Below are 17,606 nucleotides of genomic sequence, written 5' to 3' on the forward strand. Positions count from 1 at the left end.
TGCATTGAATTATGGTTAATCTCGGTCCAGACGATGGGCAAATTCTGCAAGATCGGTCAGGGCCTGCTTGGCTTCATCGAACCAGGCACTGAACATCTGGAAGTTGTGCCACATGCCGGTATACAGTTTAAATTCGACCTCGACACCCGCCTGTTCCGCTTTTTCTTTAAAACGGCTAGCATCATCCAGCAGAATTTCCTTGGAACCTACCTGAATATGAATCGGTGGCAAACCGGTTAAATCGGCAAAAAAAGGAGAAACTTCCGGATCACCCCGATCAATTGAACGCGGTACATAATATTCAATCCCGGTTTGAACTGTTTCCAGAGACAGCAGGGCATCATGCTTCTGGTTATAACGTAAAGATTCACTGGTCAACGTTAAATCTAGCAGTGGAGACAGCAGAATCAGACCGCTGACCTGTGGAAGACTTTCCTGCTGTATTTTGAGTGCTAGCGCCAAGGCCAGATTGGCACCGCAAGAATCGCCGGACAGAATAATATCTTTGGCCTGAACACCTTGATCCAGCAGCAGATTATAGACATCAAACAAGGCTTCTAATGCTTCCGGATAGGCAGATTCAGGTGATAGCGGATAATCGACATGCAGTACCTGCATCTGGGTTCGAGCCGCAATTTGAGTCATAAAGGCGCGATGGGTATTTAAAGAACCTAAGTAAAATGCGCCGCCATGAATATGAAAAATCAGCTGGGTCGATTCCTGCTGCGGCTTAATTTCTTCCGCGCGCAGTCCGGCCAGTCGGAGCGAGCGAATCTGTACCGTTTTATCCTGAGGGAAAAGTTTGCACATCTGTTCCAGAGCAATGCGCATTGAACTCGGTGGAAGACTGAATCTGCTCGGGGCACGAATGGCCGTTTTTAAAAAGCTTTCTGTAATTAATTGTTTCGTTAGCGGGCTTATCTTCATCTTCCTTCCATCTTTTTGTGCTTTTATTGATCGTGTAGATTATTTACCAACCATATTTACAAGGTTACACTAAATAGTCACAGCTAAAAATTGAAAAATTGTTGTGACTTTTTAATACTACATGGGTCTATTTTCAGACTAAGGAAATGAAGAAAAATGAAAAAAATAGCGCTTACGTTAGGACTACTAGGCTTATCTGCACTGGCTAATGCCGCGGATCCTTTAAATGGCACGGTATGGAAAACCATTGATGATAAAACCAAGCAGCCTAAGGCCATGGTTAAATTCACTGAACAAAAGAACGGCACTTTGTCAGCCAGTATTCAGTCTGTGTTAACTCCAGGTGAAGAAAATGCCTGCAAGAAATGTGAAGGTCCATATCACAACAAATCTCTGAAAGGCCTGACCATTGTTAAAGGTCTAAAAAATGCTGGCGGGACTAGCTATGACAGCGGTTCGATCCTGGATCCGCAATCTGGTAAAACCTATAAGTTGAAAGGCCAGCTAGCAGACGGTGGCAAGAAGCTTGAGCTACGTGGTTTTATCGGCGTAGCGGCATTGGGTCGTAACCAGACCTGGATTCGTGCCAACTAATTTATTTTAAGTAGGTTTACAAAAGCCTGACCAATGTCAGGCTTTTTTTATGAATACAATTTAGAGCAAGAGATTAGTGATCCAAGCCACGATAAGCTATTTCATCAAAACCGGCAATAAATCCTGTAGAGGTTGCCAAGATTGGACGTTTAATTAAACTGGTATGGGTAGTTAATGCATTAATTAATGCATCTTCACTCGACAGGGCGGTCTGTTGCTCTTCTTCACTGAGTTTACGCCAAGTAGTGCCTTTCTTATTCAGAACCACATCTTGACCCAAGGCATCCAGCCAGGTTTTGACGGTTTCAGCATCGATGCCCTGTTTTTTATAGTCATGAAATTCATAACTCAGACCTTGCTCCGTCAGCAGATCAAAGGCCTTCTTCATCGAACTACAATTTTTAATTCCGTAAATTTTTAACATAGCTGCCATCTAAAAAATTTAAATCATGAACTAGCTTAACTAAATTGGCAGCAGCAGACCATGCAAAAGCAAATGAAAAAAAGGAAAAAATTTTAAATAGCAGAAAAGTCATGTCATCAAAATGACATCAAGCAGCTTTAATATGAGCAGCAAGAAAAAGAACAATCTAAATAATAAGAAAAATAGAAATTTGGGAATGATAGAAATAGAAAACCCGCATTTAATCATCCTGATCATGCGGGTCTCAATCCAACGTCCAATGTCACATCCATGCAAAACAAGCTAAATCTATAGTCTGTTTTATTTTCGTCCTACGGCGTCCTGTCCTTGTGTCGTCGTCCTGACATGTCCTTGTGCCGTAGCGCTATAATGCTATGTTATTACATTGAGATAAACCCAAAAAATACGTCATGTTATGTAAGAGATAAACCTTAATTCAGTGAACGTGTGTTCACTGAATTAAATAATGAAAATTATAATTTATAGTCGATGATCACGGGGGCGTGGTCGCTAAACCATCGTTCTTTATAGACCCAAGCATTAACGGTGCGCTCTTTCCAGTCCGGAGAACAAGCATGATAATCAATCCGCCAACCAACATTCTTAGCACGCGCCTGTCCACGGTTTGACCACCAGGAATATAACTCGGCTTCTTTACGCACTTCACGGAAAGTATCAACATAACCAAGCTCATCGTAGATATGATCTAGCCAGGCACGTTCGTGCGGTAAACAGCCCGAGGCTTTCTGGTTACCCGACCAGTTTTTAATATCGATACGTTTATGCACGATATTGTAGTCACCGCAGACAATCACCGATTTATTTTCATCGCGCCACTGTTTCAGGATTTTTGCGTATTCTTCCAGAAAGTGATCTTTACGCGCTTGTGCTTCATCGCCTGATGAACCCGAAGGCAGATACAGGGAACAGATCTGTACAGTTTGTTCTAGACCCAAGTTAAATTCAGCGGCAATAAAACGGCCTTGTGAATCGGCCAGTTCAAAACCCAAGCCATCGGTCAGAGACACAAAAGGCAGACGGCTATAAATGGCAGTACCGGCATAACCCGGACGCTCGGCAGGAAACAGGTGCGTGTACCAGCCTTCAGGCTTGAATTTGTCCGTCCACTGCGCATGCGTGATCCGGCTTTCCTGCATGCAAATCACGTCGGCATCCGACTGTTCCATCCATTCTAATAGACCTTTGGTGACAGATGAGCGTAAGCCGTTGACATTAATTGAAACGACGCGAAGAATTTTTTGATCACCTGGATAGCTACTCTTTGGTATCATGCGCAAGTCTTACCTTAATTAATGGATTTAGGAGCACCTCATGTCAACGCCAGCTCAGTTTAACCCACAAGCTTTTATCGAACTCGCATTATCACGCGGTGTGCTTAAATTTGGTGAGTTTACTTTAAAATCGGGGCGTGTGAGTCCCTATTTTTTTAATGCGGGTCTGTTGAATGATGGTGAAGCCTTGACACTGCTGGCTTCTGGCTATGCTGCAAAACTGACTGAATGTGACCATGTTGAAGTGATTTTTGGCCCTGCCTATAAAGGCATTCCTTTTGTGGCAGCAACTGCTGTGGCTCTGTCGCAAAATCATGGGGTAAGTGTGCCGTGGGGTTTTAATCGCAAAGAAGCCAAAGATCATGGCGAGGGTGGCGTATTGGTTGGTGCTTCTGTAGAAGGTAAAAAAGTCTGGATCATTGATGACGTAATTACGGCAGGCACAGCGATTCGTGAAGTCGTCACTATTTTGAAGAATGCCGGTGCTCAAATTGCTGGAGTTTTGGTAGCGCTAGACCGCCAGGAGAAAGGTCAGGGGGATTTATCTGCGATTCAGGAAGTGCAGCAAGAGCTTGAGATTCCTGTACATGCCTTAATTACCATGAAAGATTTAATGGACTATCTGGAAGCGAAAGGCGACCTAGAAGCTTTGGCGAAAATGGAAGATTACCGTGTTAAATACGGGATCTAAGCCTAGATTGGCATAGAAAAGGAAGCGTGAGCTCACTGCTGTCCCATAGTTTGCTTTAAATAAAAAAACCTGAGTCCTAACAGTTAAAATATGAGTGCAAACAAACACTTTAACGACCAGGATTCAGGTTTTGTCACATCAGAATACCGTATTTCATGAGCTAATTAAACCTGTTGTGCGACAGGATTTTGAACAACTTGCTAAAGTACACCATGTTGGACAGAAATTTAGAGCGGCTTCCCGGTGGGATCAGTTTATTGCCATATTGATGTCTCAATTCTCTTGTAGACAAAGTCTGAGAGATATTCAATCCAATTTGGAGTGCCAACAGGAAAAGCTAAGTCATCTCGGAGCAAAGTCTATTCCCCGAAGCACGCTGGCACGAATCAATGAGCAGCAGCCTGCTGCCTTGTATCAACAGCTATTTCACAAGTTGCTTAAATACTATGAACACTCAAAAGTAGCTCATAAATTTCGCTTTAAGAATCCCTTGTATTCCTTGGATGCCAGTCATATTGACCTGTCGCTTTCCTTATCTGAATGGGCCAAAGTTCACGACTCAAAAGCCAGCATGAAACTCAGCATAGGATTGAATCACAGCAATGATATTCCTGAGTTTGTTGCAGTTGAAAATGGCAAAGAAAATGACATGGTACAAGGCCGCAAATTCCAGTTTCCTGCTGGCAGCATTGTAGTTTTTGATAAAGGCTATGTCGATTACCAATGGTATGCAAATCTGACTGCTCAAAACATTGGATTTGTCACACGTTTTAGGCCTAAATCTGTGTATCAGGTGATCCAGCAACATCCAGTGCTTGAATCCAAAGGTATTCTAAAAGATGAAACCATTCAGCTGAATAGCGCACATGCCCTAAAAAGAAAAGCCCCAGTGTTAAGAAGAATTGAATATAGAGATCAGCAAAGTGGCAAGCACTTTAGCTTTCTCAGCAATAACTTTCATTTAGCCGCCTCCACCATTGCGGCGATTTATAAAGATCGTTGGAAAGTTGAGCTGTTCTTTAAGGCGATTAAGCAGAATCTCAAATTAAAAGCGTTTCTAGGCCGCAGCAGGAACGCAATTCAGACACAAATCTGGATTGCGATGATCGCCTATTTATTGGTGAGTTTCGCTCAACATTTAGGGAAAACAGGTTGGACAGTTCAACGTTTACTCAGAATAATTCAAGTGAATTTGTTTGAAAGAAGAACTTTAAAAGCTTTATTTTCACCCGATAAAATACCCATAAAACAAGAGGAAGCTCAAATGAGCTTCCTCTTGTGAAAAATTGTGGGACAGCAATGAGCGTGAGCTTCCTTTTTTTATAGATACTCAATTTGTTAAACATTTGAAATCTATTATCTCTGTCTATTCTTGTAAGCATTGGCTTACATCGATTCCAGCACTTTGCGGCTGTTTTGAATAGTGGAAATTTCCTATGATAGCTTTAACAGGAACAGGAGGTTCCACACAAGAATAACAATAGATAAATACAAGGAAAGTAAGGTACGACAGGAGTTATACCAAGCGAACCCATACGGAAAACCCCTGGCAGATGCCAGGGGTTTTTCATTTCTATTTCTTTATAGAGCAACGCTTACAACAGCAATGATTCAGAACATGATTCTTAAAAATTCACTGTTAATGAGCTAAATAGAGGAGTAGAAAACCTTTCACCAAAATTATGAATCTTCAGAGCTAAAAAAAGCACCTGAAGGTGCTTTTTCTTATTGCTGTGCTAAATTATAGCGCAACGATATTGATCGCATTTGGACCTTTTTGACCATCAACCACGCTAAAAGAAACGCGCTGACCTTCAAACAAAGTTTTGAAACCAGAACTGCTGATTTCTTTAAAGTGTGCAAAAACGTCAGGACCTGATTCTTGTTGAATAAAACCAAAACCTTTAGTTTCGTTAAACCATTTTACTGTACCGGTAACTGTAGTAGACATAATATAACCTGTTAAATTTTAATAATTTTAGTCATGCAAATGACTATGGATAACTTGGAAAAACAACAAGAATTGAAATAAAGATCTGAAAAAACTGAGGATTATAAATAATACTGCGGCACTTAAAGAAGCTTAACTAAACAACGCTTTTTTCTAGTTAAAGACAGCATAGCCTAAATCAGAAAATATTCAAGTTTTTTATATTTATTATTTATTTTTCTTATAAAAGTAGCTCAATTCTTGTTTTTTAAAGCATTTCAAGCTGATTCGCTTGAGCTTTATCATTTGCATTTAAGCTTTAGCGAAGCTAAACAATAAATACACGTTGTGTTTGTGTTACTTTATGTTAATCAAAATCGTTCAGTACCCAGCAAGATTTTACTAAGTCATTGTATTTTATAACTTTGGGTAAATTAGTATTTGTAGTTTTAAGATAGTTATCGTCATTGTTTGCGTATAAAAATCCACCTATATTAAAATTCAATTGGAAAAATTAACTATAAGAATTTCTTGATTTTAATTTAAAACCAAATATGAGTGAGTCTCATGGATTACTGGAACAGTGTGTTACTTATATCCATCATCACCATGGTTGGACTGGCCATGATCATCCTGTTCGTCGGATGTAAAATGTGGAAGAACTTGGTGGTTACTTTACTGATTGCCACCTTGATTGGTTTTCTGATTGTATGTGCAATCAATTTTGTTTTTGGCGATCGTCTTCAATTTCTATGGGGTGCCCCTGAGACTGGCGATAGCAATTTTATGCTGGAAATGGGGCTGATGAGCCTGTTAATTGGCGGCGTGAGTACCTTTATCATTATGTTAGGCACTTTGGTGGCTAAAAGTAACAGTAGAAATCAAGGCGATGAAGACTAGTTTTTCGCAAAATAATAAGTGTCTTAATGAGCGGGAAAGTACAGAAAAGCATTGCATGTACAGTTCATAGGATTAAAAAATCTTCCTCAGCCAAATGTATAGTGCCATAGCGCTACGGGACATGAATGGAGCTTCATATCCCGTAGCTGCATAATTTTCTGTATCAAAAATTTAGAACATCATTTTCAGACCTGCCGAATAGATCCAGCCTTTTTCTGAATCTGAACTTTGCTGCCAGGCCGTCTGTTGGTTGCCTTTACTATATTCATAACCCACTTCCAAATAAGGCATGAGCTTTTTGCTCAGTTCATAGCGTGTTTCCAGGCTCAAGGTGGCATGACTAAGGCCGGTTTTTTTCGCATTAGCTGCCTGATCATTCAGGATGACATCCAGTTCGACAAAGGGTTGCATAATCAGTTTCTGAGTCAGTAACAGGTCACGCTCTGTTTTCAGTTTTAATCCGACAAAGTCATCTTCACCAACATAGACATGAGCATCCGTTTTGAAAAAGTAGGGAGCCAGGCCATGTAGCCCAAATACTGCATCGAAGCGCTCGTTCTGCTGGTTTATAGAAGGCTCGGCTAAATTTTCCTGTCGATAGCGCACCCCGGTCTGCACATCCCAGAAATCAGAAATATTTCGGCTATACAACACTTTGGCATCATATTCGGCCTGACGGGATTCATGTTTGTCGGCTTCTAGCTTGAGGAAAATTTTATTTTCATCCGTGCCGACTCTGGCCTGGTTCTTGGACTTGAATGCTCCATTTCCCTCTGAACTATGCTGCCATTTCTGGTCCAGAATAATCTGGCTATAAATCTGTGCGCCATGTTCTTTACGATGATCATGTTCGCTGGCAGAACTGACTGAATTTTGTGGTGTGTTCAGCGCCTGCTGTTGATGCAATAACTTTGGTGGCGGTTGATGAGAAACGGCATCTGCTGTTTCAGTATGCTGTGCGTGGTCATCAGCCATGTTTTGCATGGCATGATATCCGCTATGATGCTGATGTTCATTATGACCCGTATGCTCGCTAGAAGCTGCCGCAAAAATACTCAGACTGCTTAGGGTAAGCGCACTGCTGAGCACTGACTTTACCAAAAGATTAGTGATGTGCATGGCTTTCTCCTTGAGCAGCTGCTGGCTTTGACGGCATTTTTTGTGAAGAAGGGTGAGATGCTTGATCTTCATCAACCTGTGCCACAATCAGCTTGTTCATCATGCCGGCACTCATGTGATAGAGCAGATGGCAGTGAATCGCCCATTCTCCCAGTTCGTCTGCTGTGAGCAAGGTCGTGACCGTTTTCCCGGGCGGCACAATCACGGTATGTTTATTTGGCATATTTGCAGCAGACTGACCATTTTCCAGCTGCATAAACATGCCATGCAAATGCATCGGATGGGCCATCATGCTGTCATTGATAAATTTCAGCCGGATCCGCTCGCCATATTTCACTTGAAGTGGCTCGGCATCACTGAATTTTTTACCATTCATGGTCCAGATGTAGCGCTCCATGGTTCCACCCAGACGAATCACCAGTTCACGTTCTGCTGCGCGGGTATCAGGTTGCGGTGTCAGGGCTTTGAGGTCTTGATATTGCAAGGCTTTGTGCCCTGCAGGCGTAGACATATTGGCCCAGCCCTGAACAGGCTGATTGGTTCCGGACATGTCACTATGACTTGTATGCATGTCGTGCTGGGCATGTTGATCATGTTCACTTGTGGCAGTCTGCATGGTCTGACTGCTGTGTGTGTCATGTGACATGTCATGTTGTTCGCCATGTCCCATATCTTCCATGGTCAATAAGGCACGAGGGCGCGGTGTTGGTAATTGAACCGGAGCCGGGGCTTTACTTGAATCAGTTGCCTGATGCAGACTGCCAATGGCAAAGCCTGAGCGGTCGATCGATTCCGCTTCAATCTGGTAATGCGCTGCAGTGGGTTCCACAATCACATCATAGGTTTCAGCGGTTCCGATACGGAATTCATCTACATTGACCGGCTGCACCGGTTGTCCATCGGCACTGACCACGGTCATTTTCAGCTGGGGAATACGCACATCGAAAAACGACATGGCAGAAGCATTGATGAAACGCAGGCGGACTTTTTCATTGGGCTGGAACTGGCCACTCCAGTTTTGTTGCGGCGTTTTTCCATTGACCAGAAAGGTATAACCGGTAACATCAGATAGGTCGGTTTTCAGCATACGCATCTGGTTCCACATCTTGCGGTCTGACCAGGTGACCTTCAGGCCATCACGTTTCACCTGCTGGAGTACATCGCCCAAGGTTTCACGCTGGTTCTGATAATATTCGGCCGATTTTTTTAAATTGTTCTGAATCTGCTGGCCGCTTTGTTCGTGAAAATCTGACAGCATCACCACATAATCCCGCTCGGTTTGTTCATGTGGAGGTAGTAATGTCTGTGCTTTGGGGCGAATCACCAATGCGCCATAGAGGCCGTCCTGTTCCTGACCTTTGGAATGTGCGTGATACCAATAGGTGCCGTTTTGACGAACCTTGAAGCGATAAGTAAAAGACTGTTTCGGTTTGACCCCCTGAAAACCGTTAAATCCGGGGACACCATCCATCAGCCCGGGCAGGAGGAGGCCATGCCAGTGCAGCGAGGTATCCTGATTGTTCAGGTTGTTTTGTACATGAATGACTGCATCATCACCTTCTTCAAATTCCAGCAAGGGTGCAGGGAATTTTCCGTTTACAGTGATACGCTTGACCGTCTTTCCGGTGAGATTGATCGGGCTTTCATCAATGACCAGATGATATTCTTTACGGCTGCAAACAAGGCAGACGACGAGATGAGACCGAAGCCCAGACACAGGCTTTGACTGATTTTAAGCAACATAACTTAATCCTTAATGAATAAAAAAATTTAAAAATTCAGGATCAAGCTTTGGGTGGGCGCAGGATTTCTTGCCAGTAACCGGCAAGGTGCTGGGCATGGTAAGCAGGGAGGAGGGTTTTTTCCGGATAACCGTGATCAGGCACGCTTAACTCGGGCGTTGTAATGGGCAGGCTGGTGACCAAGTTCTGGCAGGCCATAGTGCCACAATCCAGACAATCTGATGACTGCTGGGTGCTGTCACTGACACAGTCCGGCTGAATCAGTTCCTGATCTTGATGATGATCAGTCTTATGCAGCGAGTGAGAAGCAGAGGGTTTTGTCATTTCCAGACAATGAGGATTCGTTTTTTCAGACGGCATAACCAGATGCATGGTGTTTGCAGATGCGACAGACACACTGCTCCAGCCTATGGCAAAAACCACAAGCATCACCAACCAGATCTGTTTGACGAGCCGTATGAGCAAAAGTACACCCTGAAAAAATGCGCTGCATGTTTGAGCAATAAAAGCATAAACGCAGTAACTCAAATTAGCAAATTCTGGACAAGATTATTTTTTAGGTCACCTACATACTACTTTTTTCATAGGTTCAGGTTTCAGTTTCGCACTTTTCGCATTTTCTACAGTCTAGCAGCATCCCGAGTTTTTCTTTACGTCCTTGCTCGGTCATCACCCATGGGCGATTTTGCCAGGGCGGGGTATGCCGCACATGCTGGCCATGTCCGCAGGCCAGTTCTGCAACCCAATGCTGTTCCTCATCCAGGTGAAAACCGATAATGGCCTGTTGCATGGCATACCTCCCTTGAGCTCAAATTGCCTGAGCATCTATCTAAAAACCTATACAAAATAAGTCATGCAAAATCACCATAAACAAAAGAATCCACACAAGCTATACTCCTTGCCAAGTCATTTTTTGAAAAAGAGCAGAGACACATGCGCGTACTTGTTGTGATGGATCCCATTGAAAATGTAAACCTGAAGAAAGACTCGACCATGGCCATGCTGTGGGCAGCAGCACGTCGCGGGCATGAACTCGGTTATGCATTGCAGCAAGATTTATATGTCGATCAGGGCAAGGCCTTTGGTCTGATCGCGCCGCTACAGGTATTTGAAGACTACGACCATTATTATGAACTTGGCGAAAAACAAAAAGAGTCGATCGCTGCTTATGACGTTGTCTTGATGCGTAAAGATCCGCCTTTTGATATGAACTTCGTCTATACCACTTATATTCTGGAGCAGGCAGAGCGCGAAGGGGCATGGATCATCAACAAACCGCAAAGCCTGCGTGACTGTAATGAAAAACTGTTCGCGACCCAGTTCCCGCATCTGCAAGTTCCGACCTTGGTGACTTCGCAGCAAAGCCTGATCCGTGAATTTCTCAAAGAACAGGTCGATGTGATTGTAAAACCTCTAGATGGTATGGGCGGCACCGGGATTTTCCGCCTGTATCAGGATGGCATCAACATCGGTTCAACCATTGAAATGCTGACCAATAATGGTACCCAGCCGATTATGGCGCAGCGTTATATTCCGGAAATTGTCGAAGGCGATAAACGCATCCTGATGATTAATGGTGAGCCAGTGCCGTATTGTCTGGCCCGTATTCCACAAAATGGTGAAGTGCGTGGTAATCTGGCCGCGGGTGGCCTAGGTGAGGCACGCCCCCTGACTGAAAATGACAAAGCCATTGCAGCAAAAGTAGGGCCGTATCTCAGAGAAAAAGGTCTGGTCTTTGTAGGGCTGGATGTGATCGGAAATTATGTTACTGAAATTAATGTAACCAGTCCAACCTGTATCCGTGAAATTGACACCCAGTTTGGCACCTCGATTGCAGATGATCTGTTTGCCGTGCTGGAAGCGGGGCAGGCCAATCAGGTTTAAAAGCAAAATCAGGTGAAAAAAGAGTCTGCTTGCAGGCTCTTTTTTATTTTTTCATTGGGGATAGCGCTTAAATAAAAATGCCGTCATTACCATACCCAGCATCGAAAGGCAGACGGTGATAATGGCAAGATTGGCCCAGTATTGAGTGGCAGATATCAGCGCAGCGCTCAGGGTCAGTATAAAAAACTGTGCGCAGGCTGAAATTTGTAAAACCACACCCACACTGGCTGCTGCTGCATAGGCACGTGGTGCATAGTGCAGGGTAATCGCAAAAACAGTGGTTGGGATCATCCCGCCAATCAGTGAAAACAGCACGGCACTGACAACCTGCAATTCAAATGAGAGCCAGGAATTTGCAGCAAATACCAAGCAACTGCTGCAGAGCATTGCTACAAATCCGGTACTCAATAAGGTGGGCGGTCTATAACCCTGTTGCAGCAACATGCCTGCGCCAAAAGTGCCCCCCAGATTGGCCAGCACGACTATCGAGACCAGCATCCCTGCGCGTTTTAAGTCCAGCCCCTGTTCGACATACAGCGTAGGCAGGAAGCCCGTGACAGTAATCCATTGACTGGTATAACAGGCAAAAATAATCGCCAGACAGATAATGGGAGGATGGGTCAGGGTAATTTGAACAATCTGCCAGAATGAGGTGTTTTCCGTAGCTGGCTGAGAAGAGTCTGGCTGTGTTACCAGGACAGGTTCAATATTTAAATATTGTTTAATCATGCCAGCAATGACAAGGCACAGGCAGCCCAAAATGGCCCAGATCATTTGCCAGTCCAGATATTCAAGCAGGAGAGGAATCGTCAATACGGCCAGACTGACACCGATGCCCATATAGGAACTCCAGAGTCCCATCTTGAAATTCAGTGTCTCAGCGCGGCTGGTACGTTTTAAAATTGCTGGCGCACACAAGGAAATGGTTAAAAACCCGATTCCTTCCATAAAGCGCAATACATATAAAGTGGCAGGCTGCGTAATCCAGAGCCCGGCAAGACTGCTCAGCCCTAAAATGATTAAGGCCATGATCAGGCAGCGCTTTAATCCCATTTTTTCCGAGAAGGCGCCAATGCATAGCGCAAACAGCATTCCGGCAGCCTGCACCAACGCTAATGAAAAACCAGCCTGGGTAAAACTCAGGTTTAAATCCTGCTGCAATACAGGAATCACGGCCGAAAGTTTGCCGACATGGATCGCAGCCAGATAACCGGCCAAGATAATCCATACATCATGACATGATATTTTTGACATTTATCCGAACTGAGTCCATTTAAAGCATCTGCTTGTACATCAAGCATCATTCATATATAGATATGAATAACATGAAAGTTTTATAAAATTGATAGGATTTAAGCCTAAGCTCATTAGTCGATGATAGGATATGGATTGACCGGGAGTGAGCTGTAAAGGGTTCTAAATAAAGCCTTGTCCGTGGCAAGGTTATTGATAATATAATGAGAAAATCATTTAAAATTGCTATGATATGTCACTTAAGTCGAAGGAAAAGTGCAGACCTTATAAATAAAACGAGTCTAAACTTGGAATTTGCGTGAAAAAAACAATTAAAGCCTTGTTGAAATAAAGTAAATAAACTTTCATGGCCTGAGGTTTGTGATTACAATTGATTACTTAAATCAGATTTCCTGCTCCATTTTTTGAATTGAAGAATTAGACCGTGACCGACGCTCAGCAAAAACAGCCTAAACATGTCATGATGATGGCCGCAGGTACAGGTGGACATGTGTTTCCAGCGTTAGCTGTTGCCAAAGATTTACAACAACAAGGTATACAGGTTTCATGGTTGGCCACGCCCGCAGGCATGGAAAACCGTCTATTAAAAAACCAGAATATTCCCATTTATCAGATTGATATTCAGGGCGTGCGTGGCAACGGTTTTCTACGTAAGGCCTTGGCTCCTTTTAAAATCATGAAAGCCACCTTCAGTGCCATGAAATTCATGAAACAGCTCAAGGTCGATGCCGTGGCAGGCTTTGGCGGTTATGTGGCAGGGCCGGGTGGTCTGGCTGCGCGTATTTTAGGCATTCCGGTGCTGATCCATGAACAGAATGCAGTTGCCGGTTTTACCAATACCCAATTGTCGCGTGTGGCAAAGACGGTGTGCCAGGCTTTTCCAAATACTTTTCCGGCCCAAGAAAAAGTCGTGACTACAGGTAATCCGGTACGACAAGAAATTAGCGAAATTTTAAATCCGTCCTGGCGTTATCAGGAGCGTGACAAGGCAGGACTACCCTTACGTATTCTGATCGTTGGTGGGTCTTTGGGGGCGCAAGCCTTAAATGAACGGGTTCCAGAAGCTTTAAAGCAACTCAATGTGCCATTAAGCGTCTATCATCAGTGTGGGCAAAACCATGCCGAAGCGACCCGGGCACGCTATGAAAATGCACCGGCCAGTCTACAAGTTGAAGTACAGCCCTTTATTGAAGATATGGCCAAAGCCTATTCTGATGCCGATCTGGTGATTTGCCGTGCCGGAGCTTTGACCGTCACTGAAATTGCCACTGCTGGCGTAGCTGCGATTTTTGTGCCGCTTCCAAGTGCAGTGGATGATCACCAGACGGCCAATGCCGGTTTCCTGGCCAATATCAATGCGGCAAAGATTTGCCCGCAGGCCACGATGACCCCGGAAAGTTTAAAAACATTATTAGAGCCGATGCTGAATCGCCAACTGTTAATGGAAATGGCCGTGAAAGCACGCCGACAGGCTCAACCCGATGCGACTCAACATGTGGTCCGTTTAATTCAAGAATTGTAATCCGAGTAAACTATGTCTCCAACAACCCCAGCTGAACAAGCGAAAAAGTTAATTAAAGTGCCGGAAATGCGCCGTATCAAACACATTCATTTTGTGGGGATCGGTGGTGCAGGCATGTGTGGTATTGCGGAAGTGCTGAAAAACCAGGGCTATAAAGTTTCCGGTTCAGATATTAAGGCATCCAATACCACCGCACAGCTGGAAGCGAATGGCATTAAAGTCTATATCGGACATACTGCAAATAATATTAAGGGCGCCAACGTGATCGTGGTCTCTACCGCGATTGATAAAGAAAATCCGGAAATTAAAACCGCGATTGAAAACCGTATTCCTGTGGTTCGCCGTGCGGAAATGCTGGGTGAACTGATGCGTTACCGTCATGGTATTGCCGTTGCCGGTACGCATGGCAAGACCACGACCACCAGCCTGATCACCTGTATGCTGGCTGAAGAAAATATGGATCCAACCTATGTGATCGGTGGTTTGCTGAACCGTACCGGTATGAACGCAGCCTTGGGCGCCAGCCGTTATATCGTGGCCGAAGCCGATGAGTCAGATGCTTCTTTCCTGCACCTGGAACCGATGGCTGCTGTGGTGACCAATATTGATGCCGATCATATGGATACCTATGGCGGTAGCTTCGATGTCCTGAAAGATACTTTTATCCAGTTCCTGCAAAAATTGCCATTTTACGGCTTGGCCGTAGTGTGTGGTGATGATGCCAATATCCGTGAAATCATGCCGCGGATTGCACGTCCGTTACTGACTTATGGCTTCAATGAGGACAATGACATCCGCGCAGTAGATGTTGATCAGGATGGCATGCAAACCCACTTTACCGTATTGCGTAAAGAGCGTGAGCCATTGCGTGTAACCGTGAATCAGCCAGGTTTGCATAATGTGCTGAATGCCTTGGCCGCGATTGGTATAGCGACCGATGAAGGCGTGTCTGATGCTTCAATCTGCCGTGCACTGGAAGGTTTCAGTGGTGTGGGGCGTCGCTTTGAGGTTCAGGGTGAGTTTGCGATTGAGGGCGGTGACGTGAAACTGGTGGATGACTATGGTCATCATCCAAAAGAAGTCGAAGCGACGATTAAAGCTGCGCGTCAGAGTCATCCGGACCGTCGTCTGGTAATGATGTTCCAGCCACACCGTTATAGCCGTACCCGTGACTGTTTCGATGATTTTGTGGAAGTACTTTCTACTGTAGACCAGTTATTGTTGCTGGATGTTTATCCTGCCGGTGAAAAACCGATTGTCGGGGCGGACAGTCGCACTTTGGCCCGCAGCATTCGTCTACGTGGTGAAGTCGAGCCGATTCTGGTCGATGCGGCGGACGGCAACCTGAATCAGATCATGAGAAAAGTATTGCAAGCAAATGACTTGTTATTAACCCAGGGCGCAGGTAATGTTGGAGCAATCTCAGTCGAACTTGCACAAAATCACTTATATATAAAATAGTCATCTTGTGTGACTGAATTGAATTGACCAGATTGAAAAAAGTTTAAGGATATAAACGTGTCAAATGCTTCAAAATTCGGAAAAGTTGCCGTGTTGCTTGGTGGTAAATCTGCAGAGCGTGAGGTTTCTCTAGACAGTGGTACGGCGGTACTTGAGGCATTAGTGCGTTCAGGGGTCAATGCGGAAGCGTTTGATCCGCAGGAGCGTAGTGTCACAGAATTGGTGAATTATGATCGTGCGTTCATTGTATTGCATGGACGTGGCGGGGAAGACGGCCAAATTCAGGGCGCACTGGAATGGTTAAACGTGCCGTATACCGGTACCGGTGTACAAGGTTCTGCGATCGGCATGGACAAGGTCAAGACCAAGCAGGTCTGGCAGGGTTCGGAATTACCGACAGCGCCGTATCGTATTGTCACCAAAGATTCTGATGCGACCGACATTGTTAATGCTTTAGGCTTGCCTTTGATTATCAAGCCGGTGCATGAAGGTTCCAGTATCGGCATGAGCAAGGTCGAGAAAATTGAAGACTTTGCCGAAGCGATTACCAAGGCAACTGAACATGATGCCGTGGTGATGGCAGAAAAATGGATTACCGGCCGTGAATACACCATTGTGGTTTTAAATGGTCAGGCGCTACCGGTGATTCGTCTTGAACCGCCTCAAGATGTTGCCTTCTACGATTATGAAGCGAAATATCAGCGTAATGATGTGCAATATGGCATTCCATGTGGTTTAAGTGAAGCTGAAGAGCAGCAGTTAAAAGCCTTGAGTTTGCGCGCATTCCAGGCAGTCGGTGCCAGCGGTTGGGGCCGGATTGATGCCATGCAGGATGAACAGGGCAACTTCTGGTTGCTTGAAGTGAATACCGTGCCGGGAATGACCAGTCATTCACTGGTGCCAAAGGCGGCAGCTGCAGTCGGTTACAGTTTTGATGAGCTGTGTGTGGCGATACTGGAACAGACCTTGACTGGTTCGGCACACTAAATATGGCTCAACTTCCTGTTTCCATGCGCCGTAAACGTGCTGCGATTACTTCAATTCACGACAAGCCGCCAACACGCAAAGAAAAGCTGACCAATTTTGGTGGCTGGTTATTGTTGTGTATTGCGCTACTGGTGCTGGCCTTTGGAATATTGGGCTTATATAAAGTCATGACCAATAGTGACGTGGCAGAGCTGGGTGTCGTGGGTACGCGCTCGGTTGCTGAACAGCGTCAGGTCATGCAGTATGTGTCACCGATTGTGACCGAAAACTATTTTACTTCGGATTTGGAAGCGATCCGTGATCGTACCCTGGAATTGTCCTGGGTAGATCGGGTCGTGGTGTCCCGAGCCTGGCCAAATGGCATTCGGGTGCGGGTGATGCCGCATCATGCGATTGCGCGTTGGGGAACGGGACGTTTATTGAGTGACAGTGGTGTGATTTTCACGGAAGTCACACCCAAGAATTATCAGGCATTACCGTTACTACATGGGCCGGCGAGCCATGCAGAAACCATGATGCGTCGTTATAATGAAATTAATCAATTATTTTTGCCACAAGGCATTCGTCTAAAAGAATTATATCTCACCGAGCGAATGACCTGGTTTATGCAGTTTGATTCGGGTTTAAGAATAATTGTGGATAAAGATCAGACCATGAGCAAATTACAACGCCTGAGCCATCTGTCTCAGAGCGATTTAAAGCCAGTCTGGTCTAAAATTTCGGCCATCGACCTGCGTTATCGCAATGGATTGTCGATCCAGTGGAAAAATTCAATTCCGCCTAAAATTGTAAATGGACATTTTATTGTAACCATTGATGACACGGGCGTTGAGAATAATGTAACAGTAAAGCCATAATGACCGGCTTTAAAAAATAGAG

17 protein-coding genes and 1 pseudogene are annotated in these 17,606 nt (G+C 44.7%); 9 read left to right on the forward strand and 9 right to left on the reverse strand.

The features are described from left to right. Positions 1 to 15: 15 nt before the first annotated feature. Positions 16 to 927: an alpha/beta hydrolase gene (locus tag Q9R21_RS07070; protein WP_044108817.1), complete on the reverse strand. Its 912-nt coding sequence runs from the start codon at positions 925 to 927 to the stop codon at positions 16 to 18. A gap of 156 nt (positions 928 to 1,083) precedes the next feature. On the opposite strand from Q9R21_RS07070, the gene Q9R21_RS07075 reads away from it, so the two are divergent. Beyond that, on the forward strand, positions 1,084 to 1,521 hold the full coding sequence (locus tag Q9R21_RS07075) for a DUF2147 domain-containing protein (protein ID WP_005105342.1): 438 nt from the start codon (positions 1,084 to 1,086) through the stop codon (positions 1,519 to 1,521). A 73-nt stretch (positions 1,522 to 1,594) separates the two neighbouring features. Here the strand turns inward: Q9R21_RS07075 and Q9R21_RS07080 are convergent, their stop codons facing one another. Both Q9R21_RS07080 and Q9R21_RS07085 read right to left on the reverse strand, forming a co-directional pair. After that, positions 1,595 to 1,945, reverse strand: coding sequence for a Spx/MgsR family RNA polymerase-binding regulatory protein (locus Q9R21_RS07080; RefSeq protein ID WP_311204008.1), 351 nt, complete (start codon positions 1,943 to 1,945; stop codon positions 1,595 to 1,597). Between the two features lie 473 nt (positions 1,946 to 2,418). Next, positions 2,419 to 3,237 (reverse strand): exodeoxyribonuclease III, encoded by an 819-nt coding sequence (locus Q9R21_RS07085; protein ID WP_311204009.1) that lies wholly within the window; start codon positions 3,235 to 3,237, stop codon positions 2,419 to 2,421. 40 nt (positions 3,238 to 3,277) lie between these two features. Here Q9R21_RS07085 and pyrE point away from each other — a divergent pair, with 40 nt between their 5' ends. Beyond that, on the forward strand, positions 3,278 to 3,928 hold the full coding sequence (gene pyrE / locus Q9R21_RS07090; protein WP_005267676.1) for an orotate phosphoribosyltransferase: 651 nt from the start codon (positions 3,278 to 3,280) through the stop codon (positions 3,926 to 3,928). Between the two features lie 130 nt (positions 3,929 to 4,058). Further along, the gene (locus Q9R21_RS07095) at positions 4,059 to 5,210 is read left to right on the forward strand and encodes an IS4-like element ISAbe18 family transposase (RefSeq protein WP_311204010.1); all 1,152 of its coding nucleotides are present in this window, start codon (positions 4,059 to 4,061) and stop codon (positions 5,208 to 5,210) included. 459 nt (positions 5,211 to 5,669) lie between these two features. Here the strand turns inward: Q9R21_RS07095 and Q9R21_RS07100 are convergent, their stop codons facing one another. Further along, positions 5,670 to 5,879, reverse strand: coding sequence for a cold-shock protein (locus Q9R21_RS07100; protein WP_004281299.1), 210 nt, complete (start codon positions 5,877 to 5,879; stop codon positions 5,670 to 5,672). A 546-nt stretch (positions 5,880 to 6,425) separates the two neighbouring features. Between Q9R21_RS07100 and Q9R21_RS07105 the strand changes: the two genes are divergently transcribed. Beyond that, on the forward strand, positions 6,426 to 6,758 hold the full coding sequence (locus tag Q9R21_RS07105) for a hypothetical protein (protein WP_005105347.1): 333 nt from the start codon (positions 6,426 to 6,428) through the stop codon (positions 6,756 to 6,758). Positions 6,759 to 6,929: 171 nt separating this feature from the next. On the opposite strand, the gene Q9R21_RS07110 is transcribed toward Q9R21_RS07105, so the two are convergent. The 4 genes and pseudogenes from Q9R21_RS07110 to Q9R21_RS07125 all read right to left on the reverse strand — a co-directional run bounded on the left by Q9R21_RS07110 (position 6,930) and on the right by Q9R21_RS07125 (position 10,409). Next, entirely contained in the window at positions 6,930 to 7,877 is a 948-nt protein-coding gene (locus Q9R21_RS07110; RefSeq protein WP_311204011.1) for a copper resistance protein B, read from the reverse strand. After that, positions 7,864 to 9,620: pseudogene (locus tag Q9R21_RS07115) on the reverse strand (copper resistance system multicopper oxidase). The gene Q9R21_RS07110 and the pseudogene Q9R21_RS07115 overlap by 14 nt, the downstream one beginning before the upstream one ends. A gap of 41 nt (positions 9,621 to 9,661) precedes the next feature. Continuing rightward, positions 9,662 to 10,084 carry a hypothetical protein gene (locus tag Q9R21_RS07120; protein ID WP_005267669.1) on the reverse strand — a complete coding sequence of 141 codons (423 nt, stop codon included), beginning with the start codon at positions 10,082 to 10,084 and terminating at the stop codon, positions 9,662 to 9,664. A gap of 124 nt (positions 10,085 to 10,208) precedes the next feature. Beyond that, positions 10,209 to 10,409: a DUF3565 domain-containing protein gene (locus Q9R21_RS07125; protein WP_005250311.1), complete on the reverse strand. Its 201-nt coding sequence runs from the start codon at positions 10,407 to 10,409 to the stop codon at positions 10,209 to 10,211. A 143-nt stretch (positions 10,410 to 10,552) separates the two neighbouring features. Here Q9R21_RS07125 and gshB point away from each other — a divergent pair, with 143 nt between their 5' ends. Continuing rightward, positions 10,553 to 11,503 (forward strand): glutathione synthase, encoded by a 951-nt coding sequence (gshB, locus tag Q9R21_RS07130; protein ID WP_311204012.1) that lies wholly within the window; start codon positions 10,553 to 10,555, stop codon positions 11,501 to 11,503. 51 nt (positions 11,504 to 11,554) lie between these two features. Here the strand turns inward: gshB and Q9R21_RS07135 are convergent, their stop codons facing one another. Further along, entirely contained in the window at positions 11,555 to 12,757 is a 1,203-nt protein-coding gene (locus Q9R21_RS07135; protein WP_311204013.1) for an MFS transporter, read from the reverse strand. Positions 12,758 to 13,181: 424 nt separating this feature from the next. Here Q9R21_RS07135 and murG point away from each other — a divergent pair, with 424 nt between their 5' ends. The 4 genes from murG to Q9R21_RS07155 are packed head-to-tail and all read left to right on the forward strand — an operon-like array spanning position 13,182 to position 17,584. Further along, positions 13,182 to 14,279 (forward strand): undecaprenyldiphospho-muramoylpentapeptide beta-N-acetylglucosaminyltransferase, encoded by a 1,098-nt coding sequence (gene murG / locus Q9R21_RS07140; RefSeq protein WP_311204014.1) that lies wholly within the window; start codon positions 13,182 to 13,184, stop codon positions 14,277 to 14,279. Positions 14,280 to 14,291: 12 nt separating this feature from the next. Beyond that, the gene (gene murC, locus Q9R21_RS07145; RefSeq protein WP_005245710.1) at positions 14,292 to 15,740 is read left to right on the forward strand and encodes a UDP-N-acetylmuramate--L-alanine ligase; all 1,449 of its coding nucleotides are present in this window, start codon (positions 14,292 to 14,294) and stop codon (positions 15,738 to 15,740) included. A gap of 57 nt (positions 15,741 to 15,797) precedes the next feature. After that, positions 15,798 to 16,727, forward strand: coding sequence for a D-alanine--D-alanine ligase (locus tag Q9R21_RS07150; RefSeq protein WP_004729157.1), 930 nt, complete (start codon positions 15,798 to 15,800; stop codon positions 16,725 to 16,727). A 2-nt stretch (positions 16,728 to 16,729) separates the two neighbouring features. Further along, positions 16,730 to 17,584 (forward strand): cell division protein FtsQ/DivIB, encoded by an 855-nt coding sequence (locus tag Q9R21_RS07155; RefSeq protein WP_155861661.1) that lies wholly within the window; start codon positions 16,730 to 16,732, stop codon positions 17,582 to 17,584. The last annotated feature ends 22 nt before the right edge of the window (positions 17,585 to 17,606 follow it).

Source organism: Acinetobacter sp. RG5 (assembly GCF_031844265.1).
In the GTDB taxonomy this organism is placed as follows: Bacteria; Pseudomonadota; Gammaproteobacteria; order Pseudomonadales; family Moraxellaceae; genus Acinetobacter.